The organism is Muricoccus harenae (genome assembly GCF_009848505.1).
Classification (GTDB): Bacteria; Pseudomonadota; Alphaproteobacteria; order Acetobacterales; family Acetobacteraceae; genus Roseomonas; species Roseomonas harenae.
The window spans coordinates 6,211-18,902 of sequence record NZ_WWDL01000032.1; the positions used below are offsets into that span (position 1 = coordinate 6,211).

At 64.4% G+C, this 12,692-nt stretch carries 7 protein-coding genes and 1 pseudogene; 3 read left to right on the plus strand and 5 right to left on the minus strand.

The window, feature by feature from the left end; genetic code table 11:
• The coding region (locus tag GSE44_RS20025) for a malectin domain-containing carbohydrate-binding protein (protein ID WP_159350606.1) at positions 1-4,287 on the minus strand (4,287 nt) is incomplete at its 3' end.
• Positions 4,288-4,935: 648 nt separating this feature from the next.
• Between GSE44_RS20025 and GSE44_RS26530 the strand changes: the two genes are divergently transcribed.
• Positions 4,936-5,202, plus strand: a complete 267-nt coding sequence (locus GSE44_RS26530; RefSeq protein WP_408015127.1) for a DDE-type integrase/transposase/recombinase — start codon at positions 4,936-4,938, stop codon at positions 5,200-5,202.
• A 194-nt stretch (positions 5,203-5,396) separates the two neighbouring features.
• Here GSE44_RS26530 and GSE44_RS25840 read toward each other — a convergent pair whose 3' ends face one another.
• On the minus strand, positions 5,397-6,722 hold the full coding sequence (locus GSE44_RS25840; RefSeq protein WP_159350607.1) for a hypothetical protein: 1,326 nt from the start codon (positions 6,720-6,722) through the stop codon (positions 5,397-5,399).
• A 208-nt stretch (positions 6,723-6,930) separates the two neighbouring features.
• Here GSE44_RS25840 and GSE44_RS20040 point away from each other — a divergent pair, with 208 nt between their 5' ends.
• Positions 6,931-7,515, plus strand: coding sequence for a sigma-70 family RNA polymerase sigma factor (locus tag GSE44_RS20040; RefSeq protein WP_159350608.1), 585 nt, complete (start codon positions 6,931-6,933; stop codon positions 7,513-7,515).
• On the plus strand, positions 7,512-8,195 hold the full coding sequence (locus GSE44_RS20045) for a ChrR family anti-sigma-E factor (protein WP_159350609.1): 684 nt from the start codon (positions 7,512-7,514) through the stop codon (positions 8,193-8,195). Before GSE44_RS20040 ends, GSE44_RS20045 begins: the two co-directional genes overlap by 4 nt.
• 4 nt (positions 8,196-8,199) lie before the next feature.
• On the opposite strand, the pseudogene GSE44_RS20050 reads toward GSE44_RS20045, so the two are convergent.
• From GSE44_RS20050 to GSE44_RS20060, 3 genes and pseudogenes are all read right to left on the minus strand, one after another.
• Positions 8,200-8,541 (minus strand): annotated as a pseudogene (locus GSE44_RS20050) (transposase); the annotation flags it as partial.
• 453 nt (positions 8,542-8,994) lie between these two features.
• Positions 8,995-9,873, minus strand: a complete 879-nt coding sequence (locus tag GSE44_RS20055; RefSeq protein WP_159350610.1) for a hypothetical protein — start codon at positions 9,871-9,873, stop codon at positions 8,995-8,997.
• Between the two features lie 658 nt (positions 9,874-10,531).
• The gene (locus tag GSE44_RS20060) at positions 10,532-12,691 is read right to left on the minus strand and encodes a N,N-dimethylformamidase beta subunit family domain-containing protein (RefSeq protein WP_235924978.1); all 2,160 of its coding nucleotides are present in this window, start codon (positions 12,689-12,691) and stop codon (positions 10,532-10,534) included.
• Between the last annotated feature and the right edge of the window lies 1 nt (position 12,692).

Sequence of the window (12,692 nt, forward strand, 5' to 3'; positions counted from 1 at the left end):
GCCGCCCGTGACCGTGATGTCGCTGGTGCCGATGCTGGCGAGCGCAATCCCGGAAGGATCGCTATAGGTGACCGCCACCGTATGCGTCTGGTTCGCCGCAATCAGATCAGCGGCAGAGCCCGATGCGCTCGGCGGGACCGTGTCGGTCTGGCCTGACTGCGTCTGCACCACGAAGCCGCTGAGGGTGGCGTTGTCGAGGTCGTCGGCGCCGCTGCTTTCGAGGCGGAGGTTGAGCTGGCCATCGGCGACGGTCACGTCACGGGTGACGATGTAGGCGTTGTTGGTGCCGCCGGCCGCTGTGAACAGGTCGAGGTCGGCAATGACCTGCTGCCCTTCCAGGTGCACGTCGAACTTCCGCTTGCCCGCGCTGGTCCAGTAGGTTTCGACGAACTGAAGCTCGATGGTGTAGTCGCCGCTGGCAAGATTGACGTTGTAGCCGAAGTCCTTGCCCGTCCGGTAGGACTGGAAGAGCGTATCGTCGTTCGTGTTGGCGATGGCCGCGCTGACCGACTTCGCCGTGCTGGTGCCGGTCAGGGTGGGATGCGGCGAGGTGGCCGTGTCGGCGGCATATTGGATGCCGGTGTCGGTGTCGGTGTAGACTGCACCAGCGGTGTTGACCGCCGCCGAGGAGGGCGCCTCCCCGATGTCGACGGTGAAGGTGTCGAGCGTCGCGGAGGCCGTGGCGTTGCCCCGGGTGTCGGTCACCGCGCCGCTGGCGAGCGCCACGGTGTAGGTGCCGTTGTCGGCGGTCGTGAACCCGTCCGCACCGGAGGACAGCGTATAGGTCGCCACCACCTGGTTGCCACTCCCCTGGGTGGTCACGCCGGTCACCGTCACCGGGTTCGGGCCGCCCGTGACCGTGATGTCGCTGGTGCCGATGCTGGCGAGCGCAATCCCGGAAGGATCGCTATAGGTGACCGCCACCGTATGCGTCTGGTTCGCCGCAATCAGATCAGCGGCAGAGCCCGATGCGCTCGGCGGGACTGTGTCAGCGCCTTGATCCTGAATCAGACGAAGCTCCGGACTTACGGCGCTTATGACGATGCCCTGTGCATTCACCTCCGCGGCAGCCACGACCATGACCCGATCGGGAAGCATATCCACCGCAGCCGCCGCCCTTCCATCGGCATCGAGCGTGAGCGTCTGGTAGGTGACCTGGGTGGCGCTGTTTCCCTGATACGGGTCAGAGGAGGATACGACCTGCTGCTCGACCGCCAGGACTTCCACGCGAACCCTGCTGCCGGGCGTGCCGGAGACGATAACACTCGCGTCCGAGAAGGGCACCGAGACATTGCCGCTGCTGACGCCGCCAGCCGTTACCGTCGGCGCGGCGGCCTGCGATGGCCTGCTGGTCGCCTCAGCCTGGGCAACGCCCGAGCCGAACAAATCAGCGACCTGCTCAGTGCCATCGGCAAAAACATAAGTGACGCGCGCTCCCGCCGCTTCGGCGCCGGAAACGGCGCCAGGATTGACGGACTGTGGATATCCCCGCATCGAATCCGGATCGATGTCGATCGAGAATCCGAGCGTCTCGCCAGGGTTGAAATCGGTGAGGTTGAGGGTCAGTTCCCGGTAGCCAAGTTGGTTGCTGCCGTTGCCATAGCTCGCGACCGCGTTGAATGCCCCGATCTTGCTGTCGATCGTGAATGGCTTGCCGTCCGAGCCGCCCGCATTCGCAGGATCGAAGAATATCCCATCAGGAAGAATGGCGCTGCTCAGATCGATGCGGATCTGCGTCAGATTGCTGCCGCTGCTCGATAGGTTCTCGAGACGGAGGGTGTTCGGGTTAAACGTGCTGACATTGAGCGTGCCGTTCGGCGTCACCGTCAGCCGGGCTGCACCGGCCTCCCCGGGAGGAGGCTCGGCGGTCGAGGTTATGCTAACAGAGTTCCACGTGGCGTCGAATGGCGCACCAGGCCCTGTGGAGGTGGAGATAAGGCCCACCGCCAAGGCGCTTGGAACATCGGTGCCGTCTCCAGTGGGCACCGTGTACGTGCCCTGGAGCGCCTGGAGCAGCGCACCGGTGACCTGGACGGGGTTGCCCGACCCCGTGATCACCGTGCCGCTGCTTCCGGAGGTCGCGCCGCGGGTGACTGTCCAGCCGGGCGTCACGGAACCGACATCCGGATCCACGGTCAAGGTCAGCGTTATATCGTCGAGCGACGTAAGAGGCAGGCTTCCGCCGAATACCGGGACAGCGATTTTCTGCTGCGCGACAGCCTGATTGTTGCTTTCGAAGGTTGTCTCGATCATCGCCGTGTTGGCCGAGCCGATGAGGTCGCCCGCTCCTGCTACGATCTTGAGGTAGCTGGCTTGATCGCCTGTTCCAATGAAGAAGCCGATATTCTGATAATTGGCGGGCGTGGTTGTCTCGAAGGGGTTGTCCAGCTTGGTCGTGACGACAAAGCTGTCGACATCGGGCGCGACTTTGACGCCGAACTGGTAGCCATCGAGCTGACTGTTCTTGGTCCCGTTGGCGCTTCCTTCCGTGATGTCCTGCAGCAGGACGCCCGATGCCGCGCCGCCGGCTACAACCCGGGTCGGATCATATTGCTGCTTGTAGGATGCGGTCGTGTTCGTCATCACGCCGGTAAAGCCGATATTGTGGATCGTCTCCTCCGGGCCGGGGTGATCCTGGTTCTGGCTAAAGCCCCAGGTCAACGTCCCCCCGCCCTGCAACAGCGTCGTCATGCCGTTGTCCGGGTCGACAGCAAAGCGGTCAATGGTGTCGGTCAGGCCGTCCCCATCGGTGTCGTCGGTAGGGGGCGGTGAAACGGTGTCGCTCGGCTTCAGAACCGTGATGCCGCCGCCATAGCTCGCCACCCACAGGGTACCGACAAACGGGCCTGAGTCGGGCGCGGCGTGAACATCCAGAGCATTTCCGCCGCCAAGCACCCCATTCGGCGTGAGATTGGTGACATCCAGGACAGATTGTCCGTCTGACGCAAGATTCACCCGGTAGATGAAGTCCTCGTTGAGAGAAGCAAGAACGAGATCTCCGGTCATCTCACCGTCGAAATTCACTGCGCGATAGTCATCGATGCCGTTCACCGAACCGAGGAATGTAGTTAACTCGTCCCTGAGATTGATCGGGGTTTCAAGGTTCGACGGGAGCCGAGCGGCACGATCTTGCCCGGGCGGCAGGTAATAGCCTTCGACCGGGTTCTCCATCCCAAGCGGGACCGGCGGCCAGTCCGCAGGCAGCGGCACGAGGTTGTTGTTGGCATCGTACAGTCCCGCGCCGTCCGGATTACCCCTGATTGGGGTTGGGTGCCCGCCATAATAGCCTTCCTCAATCCAATGCAGCGGCGCCTTGTTGACCGAGCCGGAGCCGTTGTTGATGCGATTCGTGACGTCGTCGGTGGGCGTGGTCGAAAAGCTTCCGTCCGCCTGACGATAGATGGGCGGACCGCCCCAGGTCGGGTTGCCCGAATTGTCGATTCCGTACATCTTGCCGGATGCAGAGAAGGTGATGTCGTAGATGTTTCGGAAGCCTCCGGCGTAAATCTGGACAGGGCTTTCCGCAGTCAGGCGCGCCTGATTCAGGCCGTCATTTCCTCCAAATATCTCCGGCTGCCCGGTGGCGATGACATCGGCGCCGTTCGATCCATCCGCGCGAGTGGGATCGTTCACGGTCGGCAGCATGTATTTGTAGGTTTGGCCGCGATAGGTGATGTCGGGCATCGCATTGATGGCTTGCAGGTCGATGCTTACGATTGAGCTTGAATAGGCATACTCCGAAAGGTAAGCGAAATTCGCGGAGGGCGCTCCGACATTCGTGTTTCCGCCGACCGTCAGCAGGAGATGACCCGTCGCCGGGTCGATCTGCATTCCATTGACGGCGTGGTTCTCTTCGCTGCGCGGGAGACCGACGACGAGGTCTTCCTTGACCCATGTCGAACCAGCCTTGGTCAGACGGGACAGAATGCCGGAATTCGTATCTAGCCCGGTATCGTTCTGCGAAGTGCCCGCCCCGATCCGGGGGTCGCTGGAGCTGACATAGAGGACGGGGTTGGTCGCGGTGCCGGTGACCAGGATGCCCGTCACCTGGCGCCCGGTGATGCTGGAATTGAACGCGCCGTTATCATTATGGTTCGGCATCTGCGCGACAAGACTGATCGTCTCGGTCGCGGTAACCGTGTACCCGCCCGTCGACGTCTCTGCGATGGAGAATGCCTTTAGCGTTCCATTGACCTGCGAGGCGTACAAGCGGCCATCAGGCCCGAACTGCAACGACGTCGGATTCACGATGCTTGCGTTCAGCTGGAACTGCTCGAAGTTGACCATGGCGTTTGGCTCCACCGGGCGGTTTGACGCTATACTTGCCTTCAGCAGCTGCAACATGCTGCGCTTACGGAACGGACGGGAGCGATAGGGAAGGCCAGGAGAAAGATGTTGCTGACGGGGGCTTCTATGAATCGGATCGTACTCGTGTGACGCCGATTGCGAAGCAGCTGACGCACTGAACGAACCGGGTTAATGCTAGAAACAACCAAGTGTGATCGATGTCGATCTTCGCTTGCGCGAGCTTGGACCGGTCAATGCAGTCCGTGGTTGATAATTCGCTTCTGCCAGCTTTCGCGCCAGAAGGGGCCGGGTAGCGGGCGAGGATGTCTGGTGGGTAGGCTCCGGACTGGATCAAGGCGGCTCAGGAGCCCGGGATGGAATGCGTCGGCTGCGGGTCCCAGGCTGCCTAAGAGCGCCGGGACCGCACCCGGCGCTTCAGCTGCCGCGGTTTTGGCCGACAGTCCAATGAGCGCAGCGGCGGCGTGCTGAAACTGACTCAGTATCCGAGCGACGTTTATTGCCTTGGTCGTGTTCTGGCGCTTACGCCGCCGCCTCACACTGCAGGACCTCAGCGCGATGTTTCTGGAGCGCGGCATTGTCTTCAGCCATAAGGCGGCCCGGGAGTAGGAGGCGAAGTTCACACCCATTCTGACCGCCGAGCTCTGGCAGGGACGTCGTAGCAAACACGGAGCCGGTCGCCGGTCCTGGCCTGTTGGCGAGACCTGTTCGAAGGTTCGCGGTCGCTGGTGCTTCCTCTGCCAGGCCACCGATCGCAACGGTGATCTGGTCGACGCTCTGCTGAGCGATCACCGCAACATGGCCTCCGCCCAAGCTTTCTTCCGCTCGGCCAAGTCGGTCACCGGTATGACCCCCGATCGCGACACCACGGACGGACATGCCTCCTATCCAGGCTAACGAAATACCAACGATGCTCCGCGAGCAAACAGCTTATTGTCGCGTTCGGCCATCGATACTTATGCCGGTGCGGAGCCCGCATCTCACCTCGTCGAGTATCGCATGGCTTGCTATCCTGCTCGGATTCTTGGGGCCAGGCACCCGCACGGCCCGGATCCCGAGGGTGATCCGGGCCGGCACTCATCCTCCGGAAGTCAGAGGATGAAATCACTGGCGGAGAGGTTGTGCTCGCCCGTCAGTTCGATCTGGAAATCGGCATCGCCATCGCCATTCAGATCGCCCTCGACAAGCGTATTGCCGCCGGACTGAATGGCGTGCAGTTCGCCGGCTGCGCCAGTGAACTCCACGGCACCCAGGAATGCAAAGGCCTGCCCGCCATTCAGATTCAGCATCGCGCCGAGTGCGGCGAGATCGATCACGTCACCATCGCCGAAATCGGTAATGACATCGTGGCCGCTGCCCCTCTTGGAGTCCTCCAGCGTGGTGAGGGTGAAGCGGTCCCCCCCCGCCCCGCCGGTAAGGATGTCCCTGGCCGCGCCGCCGATCAGGATGTCGCCGCCATTGCCGCCGTCGAGTGTGTCCTTGCCAGCATCTCCGAGCAACGTGTCATCGCCCGCGCCGCCGAGCAACGTGTCCCTTCCATTGCCGCCCGCAGCGCGGTCGTCACCAAGGCCACCGTCGATCCGATCGTCGCCGGTGCCACCGATCACGCGATCATTGCCGCCGCCCGCTTCGACGATGTCGGCGCCGCCTTCAGCGTCGATCATGTCGCTGCCATCGGTGCCAGTCAGGCGGTCGACAAAGCCGGTGCCCGCGAGGGTGGGGGTGAGGTCGGCGTCATCTGCTGCGTCGTCATGCAGGAAATCCAAGAACTGCGGTGCGAAGAAATGGGCACCGACCTGTTGCAGCTCGCCTGACGCGATGGGCAGGACAGCCTTGTAGCCTTGGACCCCGTCGGCCTCACCGCTGCCTGTACCCTGGCCTTCCTGCAGGGTCAGTCCATGCAGCACAATTTCCTTGGCCTGGAGGGGCGTGATGCCGCCGAAGATTGCCTGGGCGTTCTGGTCCGAGGCATCGAAGTGGAAGGTTTCAGTGTAGCGCAGAAAACCTTTCTCGTCCGCGGTCGGAAACACTGCTGCCGCGGTGTGGTCATGGCCGTCCGTGCCATGGTCATGCACCGAGTTGTCAGGGTTAAGGGTCAGATTGAGTTGAACCGGTCCATAGGTATCGAGCCCTTCCAGAAGCTCGACAAAGCCGTCGCGGTCGTCATCCTGTGCAAGTGTCGGGGTCCTCGCTTCGAAGTCGTTGCCGAAGCCATGGATGTGCTGCGGGTGCACTTGGTTCGGCTCAAGCCCCTCAGCCTTGATATGCACGGTAAGCGTCTGGCTGCGCGCGTCGAGGAACAGAAGCGCCTGTCCATCGACGCCGGAGTTGTTGAGCGCAGTGAACTCGGTCGCAAATATCTGCAGACCACCAGTCGCCGATCCGGTCTGGCTGCTGCTGTGACGATCGCTACTCATCGCGTGACATCTCCCTGTCTCCGTTCGTTGGCGCCAGGTGATACGGAGGGAGAGGTGCGCTGGATCACAGGGTAACGCTCACGTGACCGTCTGGGCTCGATGCGGTGCCCGCCATGTATGTCTGTTATGAATGTGACCTGTGAGCCTGAGCAGGTCACCAAAGTGATCTAGCCGAGCGCTCGTCACGTATTGGGCTGGAGCGTCGTCATTGCAGTCGCACCGTTCGCCCCAAACCAGCACCGAGGCGGCGCTCGAACGCTACGCCGCCGAACTGGCGCGGTCGCAGGACCAGGCCGCCTTCGCAGCTCTGTTCTCTCACTTTGCGCCGCGGCTGAAGACATACCTGCGCAGACTAGGCATGGTCGATGGGGAGGCGGAGGAACTGGCACAGGAAGTAATGATGCTTGTCTGGAGAAAGGCAGCGCTGTTCGACCCCGAAAGGGCTGAGTTCTCCACCTGGATCTATGCGATTGCCCGGAACCTTCGCCTTGATGCGCTTCGCCGCAAAGGCTTCGCCGGGCATGAGATCACGGCGGCGGAGCAGGACGCGGTTCCCGATACCGCCCCGGATGCGGAGGAGCAGTTCGCCTCCTCAGCACAGCAGGCACGACTGAAGACGGCGATGCACCGCCTGCCTCACGAGCAGGCACAGGTCGTTCAACTCTGCTACTTTGACGACAAGTCACATGTCGAGGCCGCCTCTGAGTTGGGCATCCCTCTTGGTACTGTTAAGGGTCGCCTGAGGCTCGTCCTGAGGCGACTGCGCCGGGCGTTGGGAGATGAGGGAAGATGACCGGAGAAGGATATCGTACGGCCCGCCGTCATCCTAGTGCGGCGACGTTGGCCTTTTATGGCGCAGGCCACCTCGGACAGGCTGCCGGCATTGCTGTCGCGGCTCATCTTCTCCACTGCGAGCACTGTCTTACCGCAGTCAGCATGGCGGAGGAGGTTGTTGGGCCGACGATACCGGACCTGCCGCTATCACCGCTTGCCCCTGACGCTCTGCAGCGAACCATGGACCGGATCCACGCTGACTACACGGCCCCGCCCGATGTGCTGTCTACCGGGGGACTGCCGGTTCCCACCCAAGGGGCGGCAATCACGCTTGACCGTCTCGGCTTGCCTCCTCCCCGGCTTCGCTGGGCTGCTCCAGGCGTTCGTATTGCCCGGCTGCTGCAGGAACGTTGGGGAAGCAACGACTGTGAGACGCTGCTCCTTCTGCGCGTCGCGCCGGGTGTTGCGCTGCCCGGCCACGGCCACGAGGGCAGCGAGCTTACCTGCGTGCTGGAGGGAGCCTTCGCAGACGAGACTGGGCAATACGGCGCCGGGGACATGGCGGAGGCGGAGGAGGATGTCAGACACCGGCCGGTGGCAGAGGGGCGAAGTGACTGTGTCTGCCTGATCGCGACGCGCGGACGGTTGCGATTCCCAGGGCTGATCGGGCGGCTGGCAGGAGCCTATCTGAGGATATGAGCACTTAAGATCTGCGGCTGAGCTCTACTTGGAACAGCCGACGGAACCGTCTGACCTGGCCGAGGCAGACGGGGGCGCAGGCGAGTGTCGTGAAGGCGAGGTGGATATCCGAGCGTCGCTCGTATCGGATGGTCAGGCGGCGGTATCGGGCCAGCCAGGCGATGGTCCGTTCCACAACCCAGTGGCGGCGACCGAGGTGGGTGCTGTTCTCGACCCCGTGGCGCGCGAAGCGCGGGACAATGCCACGAGCGCGGCAGTCCTGGCGGTCGCGGCGGTGGTCGTAGGCCTTATCGGCGTGGAGCTTGTCGGGCCTGTGCCGAGGTCGGCCGCGATGGCCGGTGCGGACCCGTCAGCGCTGCCAAGTCAGCTAGCCGCAGGCGACCGCCCTTCGGCTTGGGCCGCTTGGGCGGTAGCAGCGGCTCAATCGCCGCCCAAAGGTCGTTCGGAACAGGGGCTTCGCCAGACCCCAGGAACGCTCAGCAGCCAGTTGTGTTAGGCATTCCAAGTGCAGCGCCGCCTTCTCCGAGGACCCGTCGCCGGGATGAGAACTGGGCAAGGCCTGGAGTAGTGCTGTGGAAGCTTCGGTGAACCGCGCGCCCTAGATTGGCCTGCTGGCTCTGATCTGACGGCATGATGTGGCGGCCGACGTGCCGACCACGGACGGAGGCATGACACCGGCGACGTGGCAATCCCTCGAAGGGACTTGACGGGATTGGCCCATCACGAAAGCACTATGGCGCTCGCGGCCGCGTTCCGAGACACCCGCCGGGCGGGACCGACCGCCGCTCCTGCCGCCCGCTCATGAGCCGCTCTTCGCCCGAGATCCGGGGCTCGTCGGCAACCCGGAAACCGGGTAGGGCGAAGCCGCGAACAGGCATTGCTGCTGATCGAACAGCCAGCGCAGAGCGTTGGGGCATCTGTCGAAGAGGTATTGCCATCCGCGCACGAGCTCTACGAGTAGCTCCTCCGGGGTGAGCGAGGCTTCCCTGAGGTCGGGCCCTATCCCCGCAAATGTCACCATGCGCTGGCCGCACTCAAACTTGGTGAGGATGTCGTCCGACTCCTGCATCACGCGGCGGGTCAGATCCGCGTCCCTGAACCCCCCAACGGGGCGCGTGTGCACCGCCGACACTCCGTCGATGATGCCGACGCGCTCGTAGCCGAGGATCTTCGGCCAAGCGGAATCGAGGCCGAAGCCCCATCCCGTGGTCGAGAGCGCGAACGTGGGAAGAAGCTCCTCGAGAGTCGCTCGGCGGAAGCAGGGAATCATGATCTCTACGAAGCCGACCCGCCTTGCGAAGAAGCTCGCGTTTCGCATCGCGATGAAGTGGGCATAATGCGAGGTCTCGTGGAGGGCCGGCGCGAAGAGATGGAAGTCGAGCGCGCGCCCAACCTCGAACATGCTCGTGATAGCATCCTGTCTGGCGAGGATGTCGTCGTCGGGAAGCCAGATCTGGTCGTAGTCACGCCAGCCGGGCCATGCGTTCAGCAGCCTGGTCAGGCCGGTCCATTTCGGACCCGGGATAACGTCGCCGATCTGGCAATCCAGGTCCTCCTGTGGCCCGATCTCCTCGTAGGGACAGAGATAGAGGTCCCAATCTCGCGGCTTGCCCGCATCGATCCAACACCGGTGAAGCGATTTCCGGCCAACCCGAGCGATGACGAGAGAGCGGCTCATGAAGCCTCCGCAAATGGGTCGAATCCGCCGACTGCATGCTCCGCAACTCGCTCATCTGCGCGAACACGGCATCTACCCCGGCTTCCGTCAACTTGGTCCCGTGACCGGGAGGGCAGTACCGCCCACCCGAGAAGCCGATACTCAAATATCGGCTTACACCCTGAGGCCCGCGAGACTATCTTCGATGACGACGCATCCGGCGCTAACATAGGCTCCGTCACTGCCGGGGTTTTAGGCGGACAACGCACAGAACCATCCAGGGTTACCGTTCGGAGGCGGACAGTTCCCACTGCGCATTCGGCGCGAAGACTCCTTTGGCCCGGAGTTTGACGCCGAAATAGGCGCGCCGCTTGCCGCATCTGCGATTAGCTCTCGCCGCCCCTAATACCGAGTGTGCATCCGTGGCAATGTCTTCTGCTGCCTGCCTGCCTGCCTGCCTGCCTGCCTGCCTGCGTGCGCGCACGCACAACGCATCGCCAGTTGCACGGTAAAGCGCCTATGGTTTCCTGCATGCAGGGCAATGGCTCTCTGGGTCCAGATACGAGTGGACACGGGGAGCCCCTCACTGCCGCTGCCCGGCTTACCCCCGCACAAACGATGCCTGCGATGACAGAGCCGCCTGTCGATCCCGCCTCATACGAACCCAGCTTAGATCAGCTCAGGAACGAGTGGTGCCTGAGAAGCGCCGCACAACGTTCTCGAGCAACCGCGAGATCGGTCCGCCGAACACTCCGTCCTTCCAGAGGCTGCCGAGAAAGGTGATGGAGCCGACTGCGAAGACGGCGCCGCCGCCGGGCACATCGAAATAGACGATCTCCGCCCGCTTCAGAGCCTCCGGGCTCTCGCCCGTTACCGTCGCGATGTGCGAGAGCAGCTCCTCCGGCACCGTCACGAAAGAGTTGGGCGGTGGTCCCGAACGCGCCAGGATAACCGTACCCGGCGGGGTGCCGAGACGCTCATCTGCTCTGTCCAGCTCGAAGCCTGCCGCGCCGCCGCCCGAGAGGCCATGATCACCGAAGATCTCCGGCACGTCCTCGAACATCCAGGCATGGGCGGGGTCATGACTGGCTGGCAGGCGGTGATAGAAGGTGCCCTCGAACAATCCCTGAGCACTGAAGCCGACGCCCGCGAGCGCCTGGGGCGGGCGGCGGTTGCGGCGCCAGAGTCCGCCAAGCGCACCATCCAGCTGGTGGTGGTACTCGCCGGGCTCTGCCGCCCAGGCGCGGATGCCTCCCTCCGCGCGGCGAACCTCGATAAGGTGTGGGCGGGTGGGATCGCGCGCGATGCGCCAGTAGAAACCGTTGCCGCCGAGGTAACAGAGCCGGCCACCGTTGTCGCGATAGGCGGTCAGCGCGTCGAGCATACGCTCCGTGTGGTATTCTGGGTGCGAGCCGGTGAGCACCACGCGGTGCGGGCGAAGGAGTTCCGTACCCTCGTCGTCCAGATCTTCGTCGGTGATCACGTCGAAAGCGATGCCGCGCGCCTCCAGCCAGGCCAGGAGATGCGTGTCCGCAGGGTAGTGGCGCAAGCCCGAACCCTTGGCATCGTTGAAGGTGAGGAAGCCCGGCCGCATCGTCAGGATCGGCCGCCGGCGGGAGGAGAGCGCGACGCCGCTGCCGTCGGGGTGGCGGTTGTAGGTGGAGTGGGCGAAGTCCGGCACGCTGTCCGGGTTGAAGGAATAGGCGCCCCATTCAGCCACGCGCGCCTGGTAGTCCGCGTCGGCATTGCCGCGCGCGTGGTTGGCATAGGCCTGGTAGGTGAAGGTGGAGGCGAGGAAGGCGACTGGCGCGTGCGGCCCCTCCCGCCGAGGCAGCACGTAGAAAGGCAACCAGTCCTCTCCGCCCGCGCAGGTCAGGTGGAAGGCGTAGGCGCCGCTCGGCAGGTTGGCTGGAACGTCGAAGTGGAATGAGGGCGCCCAGCCCAGGTCGTCCAGATCGTCCGCGTGGAAATGGACGGCGGCGTAGTCGGCCGGGGCATGGCGCCAGCAGGTCTCGGTGCCCGACCAGCGCGCGCCCACCACGCCGCGGGTGGGGGCGTTGCGGAAGGTGCCGTGCAGGGCGTCCGGGCCGCGATCGGCGAAACCCCAGCCCTCGATCCTGGCGGAGAAGTCCCAGCGGGCACGCAGCTCGCCCGGTGGTGGCTCCAACACGTCCGGCCATGAGGTAACGAAGGCGGCCAGCAGCAACGGGTCCTCCACCTTGCCGGTGAAGTGATCCGACGGCACCGCACCCCCGCGCGCTCCGAACGTAGCGGCGGTAACGGCCGGCCCCTCGCCGGGCGGGACATCCGCCCTGGCTGTCGCGGCGCCGCCTCCCAGAGCCTTCTGCCCGAGCAGCGCGCGGCCCGTCACCGGGTCTTGAGACAGCCAGAGCCGGTACCATACCCCTGGACGCAGTGGCGCCCCCGTGGCGAGGCGCGTCACAGCCCCGTCCGCCGCGATCTCCGCCTCGGCGCCGCCGGCACCGGCGCGGATCGTCACACCCCCGGCCGAGAGAACGGTGGCGGCGGGCAGGGGGGCGAGGAGCTGCACAAGCACCGCCCAGCACCGCGCCTCCGTGCCCGACAGGCGCGGCCCCGCTGGTACCTGGCCGGAGGAGCCAAGCCGTGACGGCTGGTGGATTCCCGCGAAGGCATGGTTGAACAGCTCCGGCATGGAGCGGAGGTCCATCCCGGGCCCCTCCGGGTTCGGGTCGCCAGAGACCACGCGGACGAGGCGGGCGCGGCAGGGCCCCGGCTCGCGCAGGCTGACATGGGCCGTGACCCGGCCGCCGGGACGGCGGGACAGGCGGTCGAGATAGCCGGTGACAGGAGGAAGCATC